We start from the raw sequence: 22,113 nt of genomic DNA, 5'->3' as shown, positions 1-22,113 counted from the left end.
TCGACAAGGACTGTTTCGCCTTACAATGCATGGATGCGTATCCTCATCGTAGAAGACAATCCGGATATCCTGGCAAATTTGTACGGCTTCCTGGAACCAAAGGGATATACGGTCGATTCCGCCCGCAACGGCTACGGCGGGCTTGCCCTGGCTTCCGAAAGCCTGTATGACGTGATCATCCTGGACGTGATGCTTCCCGGCTTGAATGGCCTGGAACTGTGCCGGAAACTGCGCTCCGAGCTCCGTGCACCGACACCGGTCCTGATGCTGACGGCGCGCGACAGCCTGCCCGACAAGGTTGCCGGCTTCGACAGCGGCGCGGACGACTACCTGGTCAAGCCTTATTCCCTGGTGGAGCTCGAGGTCCGGCTGAGAGCCCTGGTGCGTCGTTCCGGCGGATCGGTGCTGGTGGGGCGCGCGCTGCGCTTTGGCGGACTGGTCTTCGATCCCGATGTGCTCGATGCTTCCCGCGACGGCAAGAAAGTCGTGCTTACCAGGACAGGCTATGTCTTGCTGCGCTGCCTGATGAGTGCCGCTCCGCGGATCGTCCCGCGCGATGACCTCGAGCAGGCTGTCTGGGGCGATGACCGACCTGACAGCGATGCTTTGCGTACGCACATCCACGCGCTTCGCCAGGCGCTCGACAAACCTTTTGCCCTCCCCATGGTCCATACTGTTCCCGGCGTTGGCTACCGGCTTGTTCTTCCCGATGCGCCAGGCTGATTCCTTGAGCCGGCCGATCGTCGCCGCCTTCCTCCTATTCGGCATCGTCCTGTCCGTATTCTTTGCGGTGCTGGCTGCATTGGCTGTCGAAGGAATCGAGGTCTACCTGGTCGACAACCGGCTGGCCGAAGTCGAGAATTGGGCGCGTCCACGAGAAGCTGCGGGGCTGGCGGCGGACCTGCCGGCTGGCTTGCGTTTCCACCGTGGCGAAGAGATCCCGTTATCGCTGCGCGGGCTGCCAGCCGGCGTGTCGGACGCAATCGTGGATGGCATCGGCCTGCATGTGCTGTCGGGTGCGGACGCGCGTGGCCCCTATGTCGTCGTCGATCATGAAAGCGACTACGAGAAGGTCGAGCTGCTGGTGTATTCGGTATTTGCGGGATTTTTTGCAGGTTTTGTGCTGCTGGCGGTCTTCCTTGGCCGTTTTGTCGGGCGCAGGATCGTTGGGCCGGTTCGCGCGCTCGTCGAAGCGGTCGAGCGCGGAGCGTCGACCTTGCCGCTCACCGAACGCCGGGACGAGCTTGGCGTACTTGCGCGGGCGCTGGCCGCACATACGACCGAGTTGCGGGAGGTTCTCGACCGGGAGCGCTTCTTTACGGGCGACGTCAGTCACGAGTTGCGTACGCCCCTCACCGTGATCATGGGGGCGGCCGAGATCCTGCTGGAAGCAAGCCAGGACACGGCAATCCAGGCACCGGCACAGCGCATCTATCGCGCGGCACAAGAGGCCACGGAATGCGTCGGTGTCATGCTCATGCTGGCCCGTGCACCGGAAGTCGGCTTGCTCGCACCAGTGTCCGTGAGCGAGATTGCGCGACGCGAGGTTGAACGTTACCAGCCCATGCTGGCACACAAGCCTGTCAAGCTGCTGTGTGTGGGTAGTGCTGAGATCAGCGTGCGTGCGCCTTCTGAATTATGCAAGTCTGCAATAGCGAACCTGATACGCAATGCATGCCAGTACACGGAGCAGGGTTCGGTAACGGTCGTGCTCGAGCCCGGGCGCGTGATCGTGGAAGATACCGGACCGGGATTGCCGGATGCGGTGCGACAAACCTTGGGGCAGGGCGCCACTGCCATTCCCTCCAGTGGCTCGGCCGGGACAGGCCTTGGCTTGTCGCTGGTGAGACGTATTTGCGGATACCTGGGTGCATCGCTCGACTACGCGAACCGTCCGGACGGCGGCAGCCGCTTCTCGATCATCTTTCCTCCCGGTTTCACGCAAACCTAACGCGACCTTGACGATGCCCTCATAGGCGCGTCTCTATCCTTCAAGCAAGCTGCCCTGTGGGCGGCAGCTTTGAATGGATACGAGAGTGGAAAAACTATTTGCACGGCGGGTTGATGCGCCGGTTCTCACGCTGGCGGTTGCACTGTTGCTGGCAAGCGCCAGCAACCAGACATTCTGGTCGACCTTTACACAGGCTACAGGCGGCGCCTCGCTGGACAGGCTGCCCTTGCTGACAGGGGCATTCCTCATGCTTGTCCTGTTCTTCAACGCGTGCCTGACCATGGCGAGCTTCCGCTATGTCGCGAAACCGGTATTGATCGCATTGATACTGACGGCATCGGCTGCCAGCTATTTCATGGCGTCCTATGGGATCGTCATCGATAAGGCCATGGTCCAGAATGTCTTCGAGACGGATGCGCGCGAAGCGATGGAGCTGATCAGCTGGCATTTGGCGGCGACGGTCTGCCTGCTCGGCGTGCTGCCGTCGCTGCTGATTGCGCGTGCCAGGATCCATTTCCCGCAAGGACCAAAGGGACTCATGCAGCGCTTCGGCATTGCGGCGGGATCGCTGGCGCTGGCGGCCTTGCTGCTCATCCTGTGTTTCAAGAGCCTGGCGCCAGTACTGCGCGAGCATCGGGAGCTGCGTTTTCTCGTGACTCCCACCAATTTTATCCAGGCGACGCATGGCTATCTGCGCAAGCGATTGGCTGCCAGCCTCGTCGTGGCTCCCCTTGGCCGCGACGCGGTCAAGGGCGCGACCTGGACCGGCCAGGAGCGCAGAACGCTCACCGTCATCGTGGTCGGCGAAACGGCACGTGCCGCGAACTTTTCGCTCAACGGATATGCTCGCGAGACAAATCCCTTGTTGGCGCGGCAAGCGGGGCTGATCAATTTTTCGAACGTGCGTTCTTGCGGTACAGCGACCGCGGTGTCAGTACCGTGCGTGTTTTCGGCACTCGGCCGGGATGGGTACAGCCAGTCGAAGGCCACCAGCCAGGAAGGATTGCTCGACGTACTCACGCACGCCGGCTTCGACGTCATCTGGCGCGATAACAACTCCGGATGCAAGGGTGTGTGCGCCCGTGTGAAGTACGAAGATCTGTCGAAGCCGGCGGGGCCTGACAGCCATTGTGGCGCTAAGGAGTGCTACGACGAGCGTTTGCTCGAAGGTTTGCCTGAGCTGATCCGCAACAGCACCAGGGATCTCGTCATTGTGCTGCACCAGAAGGGGAGCCACGGCCCTGCTTATGCGAACCGTTACCCACGCGAGTTCTCAAGGTTCGGGCCGGTGTGCACGTCCAACCGGTTCGAAGAGTGTTCGCGTGAATCCATCCAGGCCGCGTATGACAACACGATCGTCTACACCGATTACTTTCTGAGCAAGACCATCGATATGTTGCGCGGCATCGCGGGACGCGGGGGCATCGATACGGCCATGCTGTATTTTTCCGACCATGGAGAGTCTCTTGGAGAAAACAACATGTACCTCCATGGCGCCCCGTATTTCCTGGCGCCGCGCGAGCAGACCGAAGTGCCCATGATGCTGTGGATGTCGCCGGGCTTCAGCGAGCGCTTTCGTGTCGATCGACGCTGCCTGAACGAACGGCGCCAGCAACCGCTCTCGCATGACAATGTGTTTCATTCCGTCCTCGGGATGCTCGATGTGAATACCGCAGTACTCAATCCACGGCTCGACATGTTCCATTCCTGTGTCAGGGGAGGCTGATGCGTCGGCCTGGTCACCTTGCTTGCCCGACACTGTTGGGCTATCGCGCGGCGCGAAGGATCGCTGTCGCACTCATCGCCGGAGCCGTGTCCACGCTGTGGATCGGACGTTACTCCGATATTGATCTGCTGCTCGCCGATGCGGTATTCGACGCCGCCAGCAATACTTTTCCCTGGCGCGATGCATGGCTCACCGAGACTTTCGGACACGTCATCTTGAAGCGGGTGCTGACGCTCGCGGCGCTGGCCTTTATCGGGTGTGCGGCGGTCGATGCGTTCCGGCCCTTGCCACGACTGTGTGTCCTGGGCCGGCTACGCCTGCGTATCGTCGCATCGTCCGCGATATTGGTCCCGGCCGTGATCAGCTTGCTGAAGCAGCTCAGTTCATCGCACTGCCCATGGGACCTTTCTCGTTACGGAGGGGAGCAGCCTTATGTCCGGATCTTCGACATACTGCCGGACGGCGCGATTCCTGGCCAATGCCTTCCTGCTGGCCACGCCTCGAGCGCACTGTGGCTGTTGTCGCTGGCGGTCTACTGGCTACCTGCTCAGGCTCGCGCAGCCCGGATAGCGGCCTTTTCGGGTATCGCTGCCGGCAGCTTTCTCGGGCTTTTGCAGCAACTGCGCGGTGCCCATTTCCTCACCCACAGCCTTTGGTCGATCTGGATCGCAAGCGCGACCGTGGTCCTCGTCATCCTTGTTCTTCAGGGGAGGCAAGCCGGCGCTGCCGTGATTTCCCCGTCGGCTTCCGCCGCAACGCAGAAGCGGCACAGGCTCGACCCTGAAACGGACATTTCCGAATCCAACTGATTAACCCGGCTCGCTTACAAATCGCGAAGCCGACTATTCCAAAAGGTCTACAACCATGCTTCAGGACAAGCAAGAGGTCAGTGAATTCAAGAGCACCAGCGGTCTGGCTCGCATCGTGGCCGCGTCAGCTTATTCCGCCCGGGGTCTCAGAATCGCGTGGAAGTACGAACACGCGTTCAGGCAGGAATTGCTCGTCTCGGTTCCGGCGCTGTTCGTCGCATTGCTCCTTCCCGTGTCGGTCTTGGAAAAGCTGGCCCTGGTACTGGTGCTGGCGCTGGTATTGATTGTCGAGCTGCTCAACTCCGCGATCGAAGCCGTCGTCGACCGCATTTCTCTGGAACGGCACCCTCTATCCAGGAACGCGAAGGATCTGGGCAGCGCGGCGGTATTCCTGTCGGTGGCCGTTGCGGCAGTCACCTGGACCGTGATCGTGGCGCCGGTTTTGCTGAAGTAAGCACAATGGTCCTCCGATGGAGGACCATTGCCATCGAGCGAGCGCTATTCAAGGCCCTCGTTCGGGCAAGGTGTACTTGCGCTCGCGGTAGAGTAGCGAGGGCAGAACAACGTGAGCCATTGCCTTGCTCACTTGCAGTTTGTCGGGCGCACCCGCCTGAAGATCCAGTTTTCCGCTCTGGGCATCATAGTTTCCAAGCAGTGGATGCTGGCGCGGACGCAGGATCGTCGCCGACCCGTCTTCGAGCCAGGCGAAATAATTATCGAACTGGAGCATGGCGCGGCCAGGGGTGCTGCTGTCTCTTGCAAAGTCCCGGCCGATCATCGGATGCATGCTCGAAACGCCCATCAATGACAGCAGGGTCGGTCCAAGATCGATCTGGCTGGCGATCGTTCCAATCCGTTTCGGTGCAATGTCCGCCCCCAGGATGAGTCCCGGGATATGGAACTTCTTGACGGGCACCAGACTATTGCCGTAGACGCGGTTGTCATGATCGGCAACGACGAGAAACAGGGTGTCTTTCCAGTACGCCTGCTTCTTCGCTTCGGCGATAAATTTCCCGAGCGAGTAGTCCGCATATTTGACGGCGTTGTTCACCGTTTGCTTGACCGGATCGTGAAGCGTAATTTTTCCGTCCGGAAATTCAAACGGTTCGTGATTCGATGAGGTGAAAATCAGGCTGAAGAACGGTTTCTCCTGGGCATGAAGTTCCTTCAGGCGTTCCAGCGACTTGTTGAACAAGTCCTCGTCGGACGCTCCCCAGCTTCCCGTGAAGGCCGGACGCATTTCCCGTATGTCGACCACGCGCTGGAATCCGTTCCCGGTGAAGAAGCTGCGCATATTGTCGAAATGCGCTTCGCCGCCATACACGAATTCAGTATGATAGCCCTGCTGTTTCAGTCCTGCCGCAATCGTGTAAAAGCCTTGCTGCGCGAGCGAGAGTTTGACCACGCTGCGGGCGGGCGTCGGTGCGTAGCCGGCCACGACCGCTTCGATGCCTCGCACCGAACGGGTGCCGGTCGCATAGAGCTGCTCGAACCACCAGCCTTCGCTCTTGAGCTTTTCCAGCTCCGGCGTCACTGGCAGTCCGCCCAGCGACTCGACGAAGGTCGCGCCCAGACTTTCTTGCAGGACGATTACCAGGTTAAGCGGCCGGTTTCGCGCGATGGCGGCTTGCTGGAAATGTAGAGTCGGAGTGTCGGTATTGCTGAACGTATAGCCGTGCAGCCAGGGCGCTGATTTAACTTCTCGAAAAACTTGTTCCCGCGGGAATGCCCCATAGATGTCGGAGGAGACTGCTTCTTTCTTCAGGGAGTTGAGCGCGTCCAGCACCGACCATGCCGAGTTGATGATGAGCGAATTGACCATCGCGTCACCGGTCAGCGCAAAGAAGGCCGGGTTGGCTGGGCGGTGCCCCGTGGTCGACCGGATCTGCATCAGTACGATCAGGCACAGAACCGGCCATACGAGCAGCAGTTTCCTTGCGGGCCACATGCTTATGCCGGGCGAAGCACGCCTGAGCAGATCGAAAATCAACAGGCCGAGGCCGATCGTCAATCCGACGCCGGTCACCACCGCGATGCGAAAACCATTCCACAGCGTCGCGAACACTTCCTTCGGGTAGGCAAGGTACTCGATGAACAGGCGGTTCGGCCTGACGTCGTATTGCATCAGGAATTGAGGCGAGGACAATTCCATAAACAAGATGAAAATAAGAGCAACAGTGCCCCAGGCAATGCTCACAGTCCTCCACACGCGTGCGAACGAGCGGTAGGCGAGCAAGGGGGCCAGCAACAGGGGAAGCACCTCGAAGTACCCCAGCAGGATCAGGTCCGCGCGCAGGCCCTGGACGAACAGCGAAGCCGGGATCGCGGCCGCTTCGACGCGGTCCCACTGCCATGCGACCAGCGCGAACCTGGATAGCGACAGGATGACCAGGCCGATGAGCAGCATCTGGAGCGTGCCGGCAAAGGGGCCTGCCCAGCTGCTTGACCGTGCAAGACGGTGCGCACAGTGATGAAAGATCGAGGTTTTACCAGGCAATGCATTGCTCATAGATATTTGCGGATGGGGTTGTCAGTCGCTCAAAAATACTGCCGCACTCCAGGCAGGCGCGGTTGACGTGGACCGCCGCTAAGACAGGAAGTCTCCCATCGCAGGGGAAGCGAATAGTGCATAGGGGAAAGTGGAGGGCGATCTTAGGACAAGCGCCGTTAGGACGGCGTTAAGGCGCCGTTAAGATCGCGTTAAACCAAATCGAATGCAAGCGGCCGATAGCGTCTAATTATCCCAGCAGCCGATGAAGCCTGGCGGCGCCGTCGACCAGCACCCGGCACCCGTCGTTCCGCCCTGATTCACTGAAGGATATCCTTCTTCACCGGTACGTAGCGGTAGGGGGCGTGATCGGCAGCCGCATCGCAGCTTTCACGTGCGGACGAGGCATCGAGCAGAACCCAGTTGCGGCGATGGGCTTCGCCAAGAACGCGTTTCTTCGCCAGGTCGAAGCAGCGCAAGGCCAGGCCATCGGGGAGGAGGAGCACGCGCGTCGGGTCTGCGCGCATCCAGCGCCAGGCATTCCATTCCTGCCGCGGCAGCGGCGCCAGATAGCTGAAGTGGACCAGAGGCCGGTCTGCGAACAACAGGAACTGTTCCTTGAACTCGAGCATGCCCACTTCCGCTTCCGGGGCAAGGCGTCGTTCGAGTTCCTGCATGATGGCGCGCGGCGTCCGAAGTGGGTTGAGGATGGGCCATAGCCAGAAAGAGACGAACAGCCAGGTCAGCACGCTGGCCAGGGCGAGCTGTTCGAACAATGCGCGTTTGCGCAACAGCCAGACAATGCCCGACAGCGCCAGTCCGAGGACGAGCAAGCCCGGAGCCAGCGCCGCGACGGCGTCGGCATAGTCGTCCGCCCGGGACGGGAGGTGCTCGGGGGCAAACAGCGCGACCGCCGCAAGCAGGATCAGCAGCAGCCCCATGATCGCGAGCGCCGCACGCAACACGACAGCCGTGCCGCGGCGCCCTTCTGCCGGCGCCTGTTCCCAGACGTAGGCGAGCGCCAGGGCGAACATCGGCAGCGCGGGCAGGATGTAGACCTCGCGCTTGCCGGGGCTGATGGAAAAGAAGAGCAACACCAGTGCAACCCAGCTCAGCAGTACGCGCAGCGCGGCGCTGGAGGGCCACAGCTTCCTGATGCTGCGCAGCCGCAGCAGGAACAGCACGGCCAGCGGAAACCACATGCTCGGCAGCGCAATCGTCAGGTAGTAGTGCCAGGGCTTGATGTGATGCCAGGCATTGGCATAGCGTTCAGCGGTTTGCCTGAGCAGGATGTTGTCGCGGTAGGCCAGCAGTTCCGGACTCTGGATGCGTTCGACCGCGATCCACATCGGCACCAGCCACAGCGCCAGTGTGCCCAGCAACAGGGCCGGTCCCCACCACGCGCGCATGGACCAGACCTGCCGCCCGGACGCGGTGGCGGGGCGGCCCCAGATCGCCAGCGGTATCAGCATCAGTGCGGGAAGGAAACCGACGCCCTTGGTCACGATGCCCAGGGCCATCGCCACCCAACTGGCGGCATACCAGCCCCAGGCCGGACCGAGCAGAAAGTGACGGAGCAGTCCGTAGCAGCCGAGGGTGATCCAGAAGCAGACCAGCGCATCGATTTGCGCGCCCTTGGCCTGCAGCAGGAACTGCGGCGTGAACGCGAGCGCAAGCACAGCCGAACGCGCGACCTTCTCTCCCCACAGGCGCCGCCCGAGGTCGAATACCAGCCACAGCGTCCCCAGGCCCGCCAGCGCACTGGGCAGCAGAAATGCGATCTTCAGTTGTCCGGTCAGTTGGTAGAAGAGCGCGATGAGCCACATGAAGACGGGCGGCTTGTCCGGATAGAACTCGCCGCCGCGCGTGGGGAAGAGCCAACGGCCCGATTCCACCATTTCGCGGGCGACCTGGGCAAAGCGCGGCTCGTCGGCAGGCCAGGGGTCGCGCAGCCCGATGCCGGCGAACAGGACCACGATCAGCAGGGCAGCGATCCACGGCCACCAGCTTGCGTCTTGCCTAGCACTGGGATTGGATGGGAGTTGCATGCGTTTGTCCTCGGATTTCCTGTAGCCGCTGCTTGAAGCCATGATGGTAGAGATAGAGCACGAGCGCCGTGGACAGCACCAGCATCAGCAGGCTGATCCAGAGCTGCTGCTCGTCCTGCAAGGCCAGGCCTGCGCCGGCAAAGCTGAACAGCAGCATTTGCGGCAGGTAGCCCAGCAGGCTGCCCCAGAACACCGCCGGTATGCTCAGCCTGGCAAGCGCCACCGCGATATTGGTCGCCAGGTTGCTGCCGACCGGCATCAGGCGTACCGTGCAGATCCACAGCCAGGTGTCCTCCGCCAGCAGCCTGCGGATGAAGGCGACGCGTTCGCCATGGCGCCTGAGCATGCGCTCCATGCCGATATTGCGCACCCAGTAGATCGCCAGCAGGGCGCCGAATCCGGTAAGAAGGGTGCTCAGCAGCGCACCCGCCAAGCCCCCCATCAAGTAACCGCAACTGAAGGCGAGCAGCTGGCGCGGGCCCCCGAGCGCGGTGTACACGACGCCGATGATCACGAAAACAGGCCAGGCAATCGTCCAATGTCGTTCGAACAGCCGGTCCAGCAGGTCCATTTCGGTGAAGGATCCCCACCACTGGAAATGGAGGGAGGCAAAGCCCAGCGCCAGCAGGCAGCTCAGCAGCAGCGGCTTGAACAGCAGTTTCAGTTCGGCTTTCATTGCCGCACTTCCATGCGTTCGATCAGCGGCAGCTTGCTGCGCCGGATCAGCCAGCTGACCCCCCACATGTCGACGATGCCGACCCACAGCCGGTTCCAGGCGGTATATTTCGATACGCCGGCGGTACGGTGCCGATGGTGCACCGGCACTACCGCGATAACGCCGCCCAGGCGCTTGACCAGCGCCGGCACGAAGCGGTGCATGTGGTCGAAATAGGGCAGGCCAAGCCAGGTTTCGCGCGGCACCAGCTTGAGGCCGCAGCCGGTATCGGGTACGCCGTCGTCGAGTATGCTGCGGCGCACCGCATTGGCGATGCGCGACTGGAGTTTCTTCCAGCGCGTGTCGCGCCGGTTCTTGCGGAAGCCGGCAATGCAGAAATGCGGGTGCTTCTCTTCCAGGGTCAGCCCCTGTGCCACCAGTGCCGGAATGTCGGCCGGGTCGTTCTGGCCGTCACCGTCTATCGTGACGAAAAAACGCCCGGCGGCGTGGCGCGCGGCGGTCCACAGTGCCGTACTCTGCCCGGCACTGCGCGCATGGCGGATCAGCCGCGCCGGCGTGCCCGATTGCTGGCAATGCCGCAGGAACACAGCGCCGGTGTCGTCGCTGCTACCATCGTCGACCAGGACTACCTCATGCGAATAGCGGCCGGCGAGGGCGCGATGAACCTCGTCCACCAGGTTCCCGATGTTGCCGGCCTCGTCCTTTGCCGGAATCAGCACCGATACCAGGAATGCTTGCTTGTCGTTTGTTTCCTCAGACATGTTGTTCAATCATTTATGAAGACGTTTATTGTGGCGTTCGATGAGCGGACAGCGTGCACGACTTGATATGTCTTGCCCAACATCATTCTGCACCAGTCGACGTTAAATTCCCGTTAAACAATAATGCGGACGCAGGTCGTGGCAGCGCCCGCGCCATTCCCGGTCACGGACGACAGTCCGGTACGACGGCATTCCTTAATCCTGCCTTAATCGGCGCCGCGTAGCATCCCACTCCGCAACGAAGAATTGCCCGTAATCAATACACGGCACACGTCGATGACGTGACCTGTTCGACAATCAGCGCGGTTCTGAGTTTGCGAACCCGTGAACAGGGCAGTGTCCAGCCTGGCGCAGCCCGCTACCATTTCAAGGCCATGCCCATTACCATTGGACTACTGCTCGCGCTGAGCTTCGGCGCGTCGCTTGCCGCGCTCGGCTTCCTGATCTGGGCCATCGCCCGCCGCCAGTTCGCACTGTCGCAAAGCGATGCCTCCACGATCTTCGAGCCGGGCGAGACCGCCGCGCCCGACGACACCACCGCTTTCGGCCGTGCGCCGCAAGGCTCCCATGCCCACCGCTTCGACGTGATCCGTGAACGGATCGACGTCGCCGGGCGCCGCACCGTGTTGCTGATGGCGGCCGTGGCGGCGTTCTGGCTGGTGCTGGGCTCGGTGTTCGGCGTGATCGCTTCGCTCAAGCTGCACCTGCCGGACTGGCTCGTAGGCCACGCGCCGCTCACTTTCGGACGCATGCGCAGCATGCACCTGAACCTGGTCGCCTACGGCTGGCTGTCGGTCGCCGGCATCGCCTCGGCCTTGTGGATCGTACCGCGCATCTTCCACACGCCACTGCGTCACCCGGGCGTCGCCATATTCGGCGCCATGGTCTGGACCATCGGCGTCGGCATGGGTGTGACTGCCATCGGCCTGGGCTACACCCAAGGCGTCGAATGGCTCGAGATCCCCTGGCAGATCGGCTTGCTGCTCGCGGTGGGCGGTGCCTGCCTGGCCTTCCCGCTGGTGATGACGGCACGCCACCGCAAGTCGCACCACATCTACGTGTCGGGCTGGTACTTCCTGGGCGGCCTGGTGTGGTTCCCGGTGCTGTACCTCATCGCCAACCTGCCTGGCCTGCATGCCGGGGTGCAGCACGCCACGGTGAACTGGTGGTTCGCGCACAACGTGCTCGGCCTGTGGCTGACCCCGCTCGGCGTGGGAACCGCCTATTACATGATCCCGAAGATCGTGGGCCAGCCGGTCTATTCGTACAGCCTGTCGCTGCTCGGCTTCTGGGGCCTGGCGCTGTTCTACAGCCAGGTCGGCATCCATCACCTGATCGGCGCCCCGGTGCCGACCTGGCTGGTGACGCTGTCGATCGTCCATAGCGTGATGATGTTCATCCCGGTGATCGCGGTCGCGATCAACCAGCACACCACGGTTGCCCGCAACGCCTGGGCCTTGAAGCAGTCGGTGGCCTTGCGCTTCGTGGCCTTGGGCGCGCTGATGTACACGCTGTCCTCGTTCCAGGGCTCGCTACAGGCGCTGCGCCCGGTGAACTCGGTCACCCACTTCACGCACTATACGGTCGGCCATGCCCATCTGGGTGCCTACGGATTCACCAGCATGGTGCTGTTCGGCGCCTTCTACTACATGCTGCCCTACCTGACCGGGCGCGACTGGCCATGGCCGCGCCTGCTCAAGCTGCATTTCTGGCTGGTGGTCGGCGGCTTCGCGGTGTATTTCCTGGCGGTCTCCGCGGGCGGATGGCTGCAGGGCGTGGGGCTGCTCGACACGGGCCGTTCGTTCGAGTCCGTCACACGGGCGACCATCCCCTACCTGCAGGCGCGCTCGCTTGGCGGCAGCCTGATGACACTGGGCCACCTGGTGTTCGCCTTCCACATCGCCGCCCTGTTGATGGGCAAGGGCACCCTGCGCACGGCCATCGCCGGCGAGGCGCCCGCCGCTGCCAACGCTGGAGCCTGATCCATGAACCGCCTCATTCCGATTTTCGTCGGCGCCATCGCCATCCTCGCTTTCGCGACCCTGATGCTGGTGGTGATCCCCGGCGCCCAGATCCGTGACCAGGCGCCGGCGCCCGGCCTGGCCGACTACACGCCGCAGCAACTGGCGGGACGCCAGCAGTACATCAACCAGGGCTGCGTCTATTGCCACAGCCAGCAGCCGCGCGCGGCGGGGCAGACCCTGGCCGACCTGTCGAAAGGCTGGGGGCGGCCTCCGACCGCGGCCGACTTCGCCCATGACCGCCCGCACCAGCTGGGCACCATGCGAACCGGTCCCGACCTTCTCAATGTCGGCGCGCGCCTGCCGAGCCGCGACTGGCACCTGACCCACCTGTACCAGCCGCGTGCGATCTTCGACTGGAGCATCATGCCCGCCTACCCCTACCTGTTCGAGCGCAAGAAGCACGCCGCGCCGGGCGATGTCGTCGTCAAGCTGCCCCCAGAGTTCCAGCCGAAGGGCGAGGTCGTGGTGGCGCGCCAGGAAGCGCTCGACCTGGCGGCCTACCTGCAGGGACTGAACCGAACCTATCCGGCGGCGCCGGCGGGCGAAGCCGTCCGCGACGAAGGCTACGCCTTGTCCAAGGGAGAACAGCGATGAACGAGAACGATCCAGGCAAGCGCCCGGCAGCGCCGCAAGTTGACGAGGCCTTCGATCCATGGGAGCGCACGCGCCCGGTTCCCCTGTTCGTGGTGGCGCTCGTGTTCGCGCTGGCCTTCTGGGGCCTGCTGACCTATGTGTCCGAGTACCAGGCGCAGCGGCGGGCGCTGCAGGCCAAACAACAGCAGGCCCCGGCCGCGGTGCGGGCTGCGCTTGCGCCGCCGGCAGCGGCACGCGGCCTGGGCGAGGCCGATGCGGCAACGCTGCAGATCGTCGCCGCCGGCAAGGGCCAGGCCTGGAGCTGCGCCTCCTGCCACGGTGCGGCCGGCGAGGGAAGCCTCAGCACGCCGCGCCTGGCCGGCCAGCCGGCCGCCTACCTGGCCAAGCAGCTGGAGGACTTCCGTTCGGGCCTGCGCCACAACGAGTCGATGGCCTTCGTGGCACGCGCACTGACCGATCAGGATATCGAGAAGCTGGCGCGCTATTACGCCGGCATCGAGCTGCGCACCACGCTGGCGCCCAGCCTGGGCGGCAACCTGGAACGCGGCAGGCTGATCGCCGAAAAAGGCGACTGGAAATCCAACGTCCCGGCCTGCTTCTCTTGCCACGGCATGAGCGGCGAGGGCGTCGCGCCCGGCTTCCCGGCCTTGGCCGGCCAACAGCCCGACTACATCTTCGCCCAGCTGGCGGCATGGCATGCGGGCGAGCGCAAGAACTCGCCGCAGAAGCTGATGGATGACATCGCGCGCCGCATGAACCCCGACGACATGCGCGCCGTTGCGGACTACCTCGGCTCGATGCCGCCGGCCGCGATACCTCCCGCCACGCCGCCCGCCACGGTGGCGCAAGGCGCTGCGCGCTCCGCCTCCACGCTGTGATGCCAACGCTTGAACCCGACAGAATATGAACGACCCGAAAAAAACCACGACGCAGTCTCCCTACGCCCTGGGCAGTACCGCCCGCCGCCTGGCCGCCGCGGCCGGCGGCGGCCTGGTGCTGTTCGCCTTTGGCGCCCTGGTGGTCCAGACCGGCGCCTGGCGCAGTTTCCAGACCGCTGCGGGCTTCACGCCCGAGACGCCGGCGCCGGCCGTTTCGCGCGAAGCCGCGGGGGCGGAAGCGCGCAAGGCGATGCTCGCCGCGCGTGCCGAGCGCAAGAAGGACAAGGAAGGCAAGGTGGCCGCGCCGCTGCAGCCGACCGGCCCGGACGGCTACTTCGTGCCGCCATCCGAGAGCGAGATGCCCGACGGTGCGGAAGGCGACGCGATCCGGCGCGGCCGCGACATCTTCATCCACACGCCGCAGTATGCCCAGCGCTATGTCGGCAACAGCATGGCCTGTGCCCAGTGCCACCTCGACGCGGGACGGCGCGAGAATTCGGCGCCGATGTGGGCGGCCTACGTGCAGTACCCGAAATACCGGGCCAAGAACAACAAGGTCAATACGCTGGAAGAGCGGATCAACGGCTGCTTCAACTATTCGATGAACGCGCAGGCTTCCGAGGCCGGCAAGGCGCCGCCGCCGGGCGACGACATCTACAAGGACCTGATGATCTACATGTACTGGCTTGCCGATGGCGCGCCTACCGGCGAGAAGATGCGCGGCGGCGGCTACATCAAGGTCAAGGAAACGCCGCAGGGATACGACCACGCGCGCGGCGCCAGGGTCTACGCGCAGAATTGCGCACTGTGCCACGGCGCCGACGGCCAGGGCCGCAAGGACGAGAGCGGCAAGCTGCGCTTCCCGCCGCTGTGGGGGCCGGAAGCCTACAACTGGGGCGCCGGCATGTCGCGCATCGATACCGCGGCGGGCTTTATCAAGGCCAACATGCCGCTCGGTAAGCCGTACAGCCTGTCGGACCAGGACGCCTGGGACGCGGCGGCCTACATCAACAGCCACGAGCGGCCGAAGGATCCGCGCCAGACCGGGACGATCGAGGAGGCGCGGGTGCGTTTCCACAACAAGGAAAAGAGCTACTACGGCAAGGAAGTGAACGGCAGGATCCTCGGCGTCGGCGTGGCCCGCGCCACCTCGGCCAGCGCGGCCAGTCCGGCCAAGGGTTAAGCAGGTGGAGGCGGCCTTCGCCGGCATGGACCGCGAGGCGCTGCGCCGCGCCGGGCGCATGGTGGTCAGCATCGAGGGCATGTGGTGCGCCAGTTGCGCGCTGGCCGTCGAGCGCACGATCGCGCGCGCGCCCGGCGTGACCGCGGCCAGCACCAGTTTTGCGGGCGGTTCGGCGCTGGTGCGCTGGGACCCGGAGCGCGTCGACCTCGATGAAGTCTTCTCACGCGTCGAGCGGCTCGGCTACGGCATCGTCCCGCTGGTCGAATCCCAGGAACTGGAGCGGCAGATCGATGCCCAGGCGCGCGCGGTCTGGATGCGGCTGGCGGTGGCCGGCTTTTTCGGGATGTGGAGCATGCTCGGATCGGTGGCGCTGTACCTGGACGCCGGGCTGGCCGCCTCGCCCCAGGGTTGGTGGGTCGCGCTCGCCGCCTGCCTGGCCGCGCTGCCAGTGGTGAGCTGGTCGGCCCTGTCCTTCTATCGCGCCGGCTGGCGCACCCTGCGCGCCGGCGTGCCCGGCATGGATGCGCTGGTGTCGACCGGCGTGCTGGCGTCCTGCCTGCTCTCGGCATGGTCGCTGCTGCGCGGCAGCGCCGATGTGTACGCGGACACCGCGACGATGCTCGTGAGTTTTCTGCTGTGCGGCCGCCTGATCGAACTGCACGCACGGCGGCGCAACTCGGTGGCGGTGAATGCGTTGCGCCAGGCGGTGCCGGAAACGGTACGCCGGATCGGCGCCGACGGCGTCCCGACGGAGGAAGCCGCGGACCGGGTCGGTCCGGGCGACCTGGTGCTGGTGCACGCGGGCGAGCGCGTCGCGGTCGATGGCACGGTCGTCGAAGGTGAAGGCGAGGTCGATGCGGCGATCGTGAACGGCGAGTCGGCTCCCTTGCCGGTCGCGCCCGGCGACAGCATCGTTGCCGGCTCCATCAACGTGTCGTCGCGGCTGGTACTGCGCGTCGAGCAGCCCTGGGGCCAACGTTTCATCGACCGCATCGGCGTGCGCATGCTCGAATTGCTCGGTACGAAAAGCGCCGCCGCCATGCAGGCGGAACGGTTCGCGCGCTGGCTGGTGCCGGGTGCGCTGGTGCTGGCGGCGGCCAGTTTCGCACTGGCCTGGGGCGCGAGCGGAGATCCGGTGCAGGCGGCGCTGCGTGCCCTGTCGGTATTGGTAGCGGCCTGTCCTTGTGCAGTCGGGCTGGCGCTGCCGCTGGCGTATGCCGCGTCGACCGCAAGTGGGGCGCGCCAGGGTATCCTGCTGCGCGATCCTGCTTCGCTCGAAGCGCTTGCCGGTGCGCGCGAAATCCTGTTCGACAAGACCGGCACGCTGACCGAAGGCATGCTTGAAGTACGCGAGGTGATCGGTTCGCAGCGCGCCGCTTCCGCCGAGGTACTGGCCCTGGCGGCGCGGGCGGAAGCTGACATTGCGCACCCGGTGGCGCGCGCGATCCGCACGGCGGCCGAGGCCGCAGGCATGGGCAGCGCCGGGGAGGGGCTGGCGCAACGCCATTCGCGCGGCTGCACCTGGCGCAGCAAGGACGGAAATCAGACGGTACTCGTGGGCAGCGCGGGTTTTGTCGAAGAGCAGGGCGTGGCCCTGCCGGCAAGTGCGCCGCCAGGCTGCACCAGGGTCGAAGTCGCGCGGAACGGAACATGGATCGGCGCCATCCTGTTGCAGGACCGCATACGGGAAAGCGCCGCCGAGGCCCTGCGCACGTTTGCAGATGCGGGCATCCGCACCCGCCTGGTCACCGGCGACAGTGCGGCCGCCGCGGCCCAGGTTGCGCAAGCCGTCGGTCTTGGGCCTGAGCATGTCCACGCGCACTGTCTGCCCGAGGACAAGGTGAAGGTCCTCGAACGGGCCGGCAGACCCGCGGTGTTCGTCGGCGACGGTGTCAATGACGCGCTTGCCCTGGCCGCAGCCGACTGCGGCATCGCGGTTCAGGGTGCCGCGCCAGCGGCGGTCGCCACGGCAGGGGTGGTCATCGCGAGCGGCGGCGTCGAGCAGGTTGCCGCCGCCTGGCGGCATGCACGGCGCACCGTCCGGGTGGTGCGCCAGAACCTGGCGTTCTCCATGGTCTATAACGTGGCCGTGCTGGGGCTGGCCTCCAGCGGCATGGTGACCCCGGTTGCCGCTGCCTGCGCCATGCTGGCCAGCAGTCTGAGCGTGGTGCTGAATTCGGGAAGGCTGCTGTCCGGAATGAGCGCGGAGCATCGCGTCTGAACGCGACTGTACAGGTCACGCGCTATACTGCGATAGCCGACGCAGGCCCATTCGTTGCGGTTGCGTACGAGCCGGCCTGTTTCCTGATCCAATGGGAGGTCCTTTTTGGCGCCATGGCAAATAGGCGTACCATGGCCGGGTTCTCCTTACGTTCGCAATTTTTTTTAGCAGGTCGCCTTGGCGCATGCCGCCTCGGGGCGAGTCGCTGCGGACGGGAATCACGCCGAGTCGGATCTACGTGATGTGCGACGCGCCGCCGCGCGGCGCGGAGGTCGTCTTGGAGCCTCCCGAACGCGTATCCCCGCAGATGCGCGGCTCGATAAGGCAGGACAATGTTTCGGCAACAAAACTGGTTCCGGCGGCACACCGATATCCGAGCTAGCCGCGACTTTTTATGGTCAAGAAATAACCGATGCCTGGTAGTGCGAGCCCGAGGAGCGCAACTGGCAGCTCATTCTTCCGGACGCCCGCGACTTCGGGTGCCATCGTGGGGTTTTCAGTTCCAACCCCTTTTCACCAGAATAGAGAAAAGCAGTTGCCTGCGCGCCAAAGATTATCGCAGGCAATAAGGCAGCGATCGCAGTATTGACGCGGTGATCGAACGGCCGACCTGCCAGGGACTAAAGACCGGATACGCCCGCCAAACTTGCGGCACTGATTGACATAGCATCGTGGAACTTCGCGTGCGGCGTCCACTTCGGATTGAACATGTGGGTCTTGTTCATATCGGCTATCCAACCGCCTGTCATTGCGGCGATGTTAGCGACATAAAGTATTTTAACCCCAAGGTTGGGTCTTTTTTTCGACGAGGCCGATATACTTGAGCTCATGGTTCCTCCATATAACTAGGTACAATGTGCACGCCCGCTCCACAATCGATTCGCTGTGCTGGTATAGGCCATAGACGGGTACATAACCATCTTGTCTGAGGATTCGGCGTGAGCGTTTGCCTAGACAGCGAACCGAAGTAACAAAAAATTCTGATTTGTAGTCGTGAGAATAAGGATCGATTACTTAACGCGATGCTTGCGCACGTTTGCGGCGTGCTTCGCCTCAGCGTTGCTGGGTTCGGCACAGCAGCGACGCACGCGGTAGCTTTGCGGAAGCTGCAAGGCTGGGCTATCATAGTTGCTGGGCTGACCAATTCATCAAACATGAGTGTTCATACCGCCGGCAACGACGACAACATTGCAGAATCAGCCTCGGAACTGCTGCATGGCATTGGCCTGCAAGCAGGCATTGACACCCCCAAGCTGGCGCCGTATGCCGCAGTGACTACGCCAGTCCCCGTGCGGGCATTCCTCTTTCTCGCCGCGATCTGTAAATGACGCGGCACTCCCCGGAAACTGGAGCCGGAACCGAGTCCGCGACGTCATCGAAACAGATCGGCGCGATCTATTTTGCCTTGGTCACGATGATGGCGCTTGCAGGGCTGGACCAAAGCATCGTTGCCACTGCCTTGCCGCGTATCGGCGCAGAGTTCGGCAACATGTCGGACCTGGCGTGGGTGGTGACGGCCTATGCTTTGGCTTCGACCGCGGTCATGCCTCTTTACGGCAAGCTCAGCGACCAGTACGGACGCAAGCCGCTGCTCTATTTCGCGATCATCAGCTTTTTGATCGGATCGATCCTGTGCGGCCTGGCGCAAGACCTGCCGCAGCTGATCGGATTTCGTGCGATCCAGGGCATTGGCGCGGGCGGCTTCCTGCCGCTGGCACAAATCGTCATTGGGGATTTGGTGCCGCCTGCCGAGCGCGGACGGCGCCATGGGCGCATCGTGGCGATCTACGCTTCCACGACCGTCATCGGTCCCGTGTTGGGCGGGATCTTGACGGACCTGCTATCCTGGCACTGGATTTTCTATATCAATATGCCGGTCGGCGTGGTTGCGCTGTTTCTCATCGCTAGGGCGATGCCCGCGGCTACCCGGACCATCCGGCACAGTATCGACTACCTCGGCTCCGTTTTGCTGATCGGTTCGGTGACCTCAGCACTGCTCGTACTGGCTCTCGGGGGGAGTGAGTGGCCATGGGAGTCTCCGCCGGTAGCTTACCTGACGCTCGCGGCGATCGGCATGCTTGCGCTGCTGATGTTCCACGTGCATCGCGTGCCAGAGCCGGTCCTGCCGCCGGACCTTTTTCACAGCCGGGTATTCAACGTCGGCAGTGTGGTCATGGCCTTCACCTTTGTCGGCATGATGGGCGCGAGCATGTTTTTCCCGATACTTTTTCAGCTGGTTATGGGGGCCAGTCCGGCCAATTCCGGATTGCTCACGATGCCGCTGATGGTAGGCATGGTGCTCGCGTCGTTGGTCAACGGACGCCTGATGAGCCGCGACAGCTTCGACTACAAGCGAATGCAGGTCATCGGACTGGGCATGGCGCTCGCCGCGTTCGCTGTTCTTTCATGGGCGATCGCGCAGTCGCTTGGCTTCATCGTTATCGAACCCGCCATGTTCGTGCTCGGGGCGGGCCTGGGGTTGGTGTCGCCCAATATGACCATTCTGGTTCAGACCGCATTGGCGGCGCCGCGCCGCGGTATTGGAACGGCAATGCTGAGTTTTTTCCGCTCCCTAGGTGGCCTGGTCGGCGTCGCCGGTTCCGGCGCCATCCTGGCGCAGCACCTGCATGGTCGGGCACCGACCCCGGTCATCTACCGGCAAGCGATTGCCGACATGTTCATAGCGGGTACCATCATGGTCGCGATCGCGTTGGCCGTCATGATGTTCATGCCGTCGAGCGTTGGGGAGAAGGCGAAAGAAGGGGATCGGGTGCGCGCTTGATGTTCTGGTTCACTCGACCCCAACCATTTGGCCACGGATACTATTGGTTCGGCTAACCCTATGGCCACAGAAAACCCAAATAATTTCCCGATGCCCGAACGCTACCTGCAAATGTATCCGTTGCACTGCCACATCGCCGACGAATTCATCAAGGGTCTCTGGGCGCACCCCGGACAGGCACCTTCCTCGGCACCCGCATCGACAATCAAGGTGCAGCGCTTGTCGGAAGCGGCCAGTTCAATGGCTGTTGCGCTTCCCCGGCGGCGCCAGCGTGACCGCCGCACTGAGACCGAAGAGCCCGCCGGATTGTGGAGCGCTCGTTTTGTTACCTCAAGAAAGAAGAACCATGGCTGATCCAGTACTGAACGACGGCTCCGAGGTCGCCGCGTTGAAAGAGCGCGAGCGGTTTGCGCAAATCCTCGTCCTGTTCGGACGACATGGCCTGAAGGGACTGTCTGCCAGGCTCGGCCTAGGAAGCGGCGGAGACGAGACGCTCGACAGCGCCCGCCCGGAGGCGGTCGTCGCGCTGTTGCGCGACATCGGCCCGGTTGCCGTCAAGTTCGGCCAGATCCTTGCGATGCGCAGCGATCTGCTTGATCCGGAATGGATCGAGGCGCTCACCAGCCTGCAGGACCGGGTTCCACCGCTTCCTTTCCAGACCATGCGGCCGCTGATCGAAGACGCCATTGGCGGGTCGATCGAGAGCTGTTTCAGCAGTTTCGACGAGAAAGCGATCGCAGCCGGGTCCATCGCCCAGGTCCACGCCGCGACCTTGCTCGACGGCCGTGACGTCATCGTCAAGGTCCGTCGTCCCGGGATCGAGCGGATCGTCGACGCCGACCTGCGGATTCTGCGGCGCCTGGCCCGTATCGCCGAGCGCACCATACCGGAAGTCGCACGGCTCAAGCCGGACGAGTTGCTGCGCTACTTCGCCGAAAGCCTCGACCGCGAAATGGATCTCGGGGCGGAAGCGCGCGCCAGCAATGCGATCGGCGCCTTCCTCAAGGATCTCGGTGTTCGAACCGCCCGGTTCGACTGGGAGCTTTCCGGCAGGCGGGTAAATATCCAGGAGCGGCTGCGCGGCATTCCGGCGAGCGACCTGGAGACGGCGCGCCGGAGCCAGCTCGATCTCAGTGCGCTGGCCAGCACCTATGCACAGGCGGTGCTGCGCATGATCCTTATCAACGGTCACTTCCATGCCGACCCGCACCCCGGGAACGTATTTTTCCTCGAGGACGGAACGCTTGGGCTCATCGATTTTGGCGCGGTCGGGACGCTCCTGCCGAAGCGCCGGGAGGAACTGGTTCGGCTCGGTCTCGCGATTGCGTCGCAGGACACGGGCGGCGTGGTCGACATTCTCATGCTATGGGCCGGGGAGCCCAGTGTCGACCGGACCAGGCTGGAAGAGGCGCTGGCCGACCTGATCGACCGCTTCAGCAACGTCCTGCTCGAGCAGATCGACCTTGGCGACATCTTCCAGCGCGTCTTTGCCCTATTGCGCGAATTCCATCTCACCCTTCCACCCGATCTGGCCCTGGTGCTCCGGACGCTGCTCACGGCCGAGGGTTTTGTTCGACGGATCGATCCCTATTTCAACATCGCCAGCGAACTGGCTCCGATCGCCAAGGATTTGATTCGGGAGCGCATCCGACCCGCACGACTGCGCGGCGAAGCGGGCAAGCTGCTGGCATCGCTGGGAAGGGCGGTGCTATCGACCCCGAACTTGGTCAGGCAAATCGAGAAGGTAGCCCGAACCGGGGCGATCACAGTCAGCATCGCCCCCGCGGACCTTGAGCGACTGCGCGACAAGGCGCGTGGCGGCGCGGCCACTCCCCCGGTTTATCCCGCTGCGCTCGCTGTCTGCGCCGCGATCGTCTCCTCCTCCGAACCGCAGCTGGCGGCCCTGCTGGCGTTGCTTTCCGTGGCACTGGCCATTGTGGGCTGGCTAAAGCAGCGATGACGCTGGCATCTG

At 63.6% G+C, this 22,113-nt stretch carries 19 protein-coding genes; 14 read left to right on the top strand and 5 right to left on the bottom strand.

Annotated features, from left to right (window positions below; translation table 11 throughout):
- Positions 1-33 precede the first annotated feature (33 nt).
- From QPK27_RS18000 to QPK27_RS17980, 5 genes are all read left to right on the top strand, one after another.
- Positions 34-723 carry a response regulator transcription factor gene (locus QPK27_RS18000; protein ID WP_273161511.1) on the top strand — a complete coding sequence of 230 codons (690 nt, stop codon included), beginning with the start codon at positions 34-36 and terminating at the stop codon, positions 721-723.
- Positions 710-1,951 carry a HAMP domain-containing sensor histidine kinase gene (locus QPK27_RS17995; RefSeq protein ID WP_273161524.1) on the top strand — a complete coding sequence of 414 codons (1,242 nt, stop codon included), beginning with the start codon at positions 710-712 and terminating at the stop codon, positions 1,949-1,951. The genes QPK27_RS18000 and QPK27_RS17995 overlap by 14 nt, the downstream gene beginning before the upstream one ends.
- Before the next feature lie 85 nt (positions 1,952-2,036).
- Positions 2,037-3,677, top strand: a complete 1,641-nt coding sequence (locus QPK27_RS17990) for a phosphoethanolamine--lipid A transferase (protein WP_273161510.1) — start codon at positions 2,037-2,039, stop codon at positions 3,675-3,677.
- An 86-nt stretch (positions 3,678-3,763) separates the two neighbouring features.
- On the top strand, positions 3,764-4,486 hold the full coding sequence (locus tag QPK27_RS17985; RefSeq protein ID WP_290419602.1) for a phosphatase PAP2 family protein: 723 nt from the start codon (positions 3,764-3,766) through the stop codon (positions 4,484-4,486).
- Between the two features lie 55 nt (positions 4,487-4,541).
- Positions 4,542-4,940 (top strand): diacylglycerol kinase, encoded by a 399-nt coding sequence (locus tag QPK27_RS17980; RefSeq protein WP_273161508.1) that lies wholly within the window; start codon positions 4,542-4,544, stop codon positions 4,938-4,940.
- Between the two features lie 48 nt (positions 4,941-4,988).
- On the opposite strand, the gene QPK27_RS17975 is transcribed toward QPK27_RS17980, so the two are convergent.
- The 4 genes from QPK27_RS17975 to QPK27_RS17960 form a co-directional block, all read right to left on the bottom strand.
- The gene (locus QPK27_RS17975) at positions 4,989-6,995 is read right to left on the bottom strand and encodes an LTA synthase family protein (protein WP_273161507.1); all 2,007 of its coding nucleotides are present in this window, start codon (positions 6,993-6,995) and stop codon (positions 4,989-4,991) included.
- A 299-nt stretch (positions 6,996-7,294) separates the two neighbouring features.
- Positions 7,295-9,022 (bottom strand): glycosyltransferase family 39 protein, encoded by a 1,728-nt coding sequence (locus QPK27_RS17970; RefSeq protein ID WP_273161506.1) that lies wholly within the window; start codon positions 9,020-9,022, stop codon positions 7,295-7,297.
- Positions 8,994-9,698, bottom strand: a complete 705-nt coding sequence (locus QPK27_RS17965) for a TVP38/TMEM64 family protein (RefSeq protein ID WP_027867978.1) — start codon at positions 9,696-9,698, stop codon at positions 8,994-8,996. The genes QPK27_RS17970 and QPK27_RS17965 overlap by 29 nt, the downstream gene beginning before the upstream one ends.
- The gene (locus QPK27_RS17960) at positions 9,695-10,459 is read right to left on the bottom strand and encodes a glycosyltransferase family 2 protein (RefSeq protein ID WP_156923908.1); all 765 of its coding nucleotides are present in this window, start codon (positions 10,457-10,459) and stop codon (positions 9,695-9,697) included. The genes QPK27_RS17965 and QPK27_RS17960 overlap by 4 nt, the downstream gene beginning before the upstream one ends.
- 374 nt (positions 10,460-10,833) lie before the next feature.
- On the opposite strand from QPK27_RS17960, the gene QPK27_RS17955 reads away from it, so the two are divergent.
- The 5 genes from QPK27_RS17955 to QPK27_RS17935 are packed head-to-tail and all read left to right on the top strand — an operon-like array spanning position 10,834 to position 17,359.
- Complete coding sequence (locus QPK27_RS17955) at positions 10,834-12,441, top strand: cbb3-type cytochrome c oxidase subunit I (RefSeq protein WP_290419601.1); 1,608 nt, start codon at positions 10,834-10,836, stop codon at positions 12,439-12,441.
- 3 nt (positions 12,442-12,444) lie between these two features.
- Positions 12,445-13,077: a cbb3-type cytochrome c oxidase subunit II gene (locus QPK27_RS17950; protein ID WP_027867975.1), complete on the top strand. Its 633-nt coding sequence runs from the start codon at positions 12,445-12,447 to the stop codon at positions 13,075-13,077.
- Positions 13,074-13,955 (top strand): c-type cytochrome, encoded by an 882-nt coding sequence (locus tag QPK27_RS17945; protein ID WP_273161505.1) that lies wholly within the window; start codon positions 13,074-13,076, stop codon positions 13,953-13,955. Before QPK27_RS17950 ends, QPK27_RS17945 begins: the two co-directional genes overlap by 4 nt.
- A gap of 25 nt (positions 13,956-13,980) precedes the next feature.
- Positions 13,981-15,138, top strand: a complete 1,158-nt coding sequence (locus QPK27_RS17940; protein WP_027867974.1) for a c-type cytochrome — start codon at positions 13,981-13,983, stop codon at positions 15,136-15,138.
- Between the two features lie 4 nt (positions 15,139-15,142).
- Entirely contained in the window at positions 15,143-17,359 is a 2,217-nt protein-coding gene (locus QPK27_RS17935) for a cation-translocating P-type ATPase (protein ID WP_290419600.1), read from the top strand.
- Positions 17,360-17,979: 620 nt separating this feature from the next.
- Here the strand turns inward: QPK27_RS17935 and QPK27_RS25515 are convergent.
- Positions 17,980-18,189, bottom strand: a complete 210-nt coding sequence (locus tag QPK27_RS25515) for a DUF6640 family protein (RefSeq protein ID WP_369094361.1) — start codon at positions 18,187-18,189, stop codon at positions 17,980-17,982.
- A gap of 324 nt (positions 18,190-18,513) precedes the next feature.
- Between QPK27_RS25515 and QPK27_RS17930 the strand changes: the two genes are divergently transcribed.
- Genes QPK27_RS17930 through QPK27_RS17915 form a run of 4 tightly spaced genes read left to right on the top strand, consistent with a single transcriptional unit; the run spans position 18,514 to position 22,101 of the window.
- Positions 18,514-18,687: a hypothetical protein gene (locus QPK27_RS17930; protein WP_156923907.1), complete on the top strand. Its 174-nt coding sequence runs from the start codon at positions 18,514-18,516 to the stop codon at positions 18,685-18,687.
- Positions 18,684-20,141: an MDR family MFS transporter gene (locus tag QPK27_RS17925; protein ID WP_290419599.1), complete on the top strand. Its 1,458-nt coding sequence runs from the start codon at positions 18,684-18,686 to the stop codon at positions 20,139-20,141. The genes QPK27_RS17930 and QPK27_RS17925 overlap by 4 nt, the downstream gene beginning before the upstream one ends.
- A gap of 60 nt (positions 20,142-20,201) precedes the next feature.
- Positions 20,202-20,495, top strand: coding sequence for a hypothetical protein (locus tag QPK27_RS17920; RefSeq protein WP_156923906.1), 294 nt, complete (start codon positions 20,202-20,204; stop codon positions 20,493-20,495).
- Positions 20,488-22,101, top strand: coding sequence for an AarF/ABC1/UbiB kinase family protein (locus QPK27_RS17915; RefSeq protein WP_027867973.1), 1,614 nt, complete (start codon positions 20,488-20,490; stop codon positions 22,099-22,101). Before QPK27_RS17920 ends, QPK27_RS17915 begins: the two co-directional genes overlap by 8 nt.
- The last annotated feature ends 12 nt before the right edge of the window (positions 22,102-22,113 follow it).

The organism is Massilia sp. YIM B02443 (assembly GCF_030411955.1).
Classification (GTDB): domain Bacteria; phylum Pseudomonadota; class Gammaproteobacteria; order Burkholderiales; family Burkholderiaceae_D; genus Telluria.
Note: the sequence above shows the minus strand (reverse complement) of the source record. Positions and strands in the feature narration are given on the sequence as shown.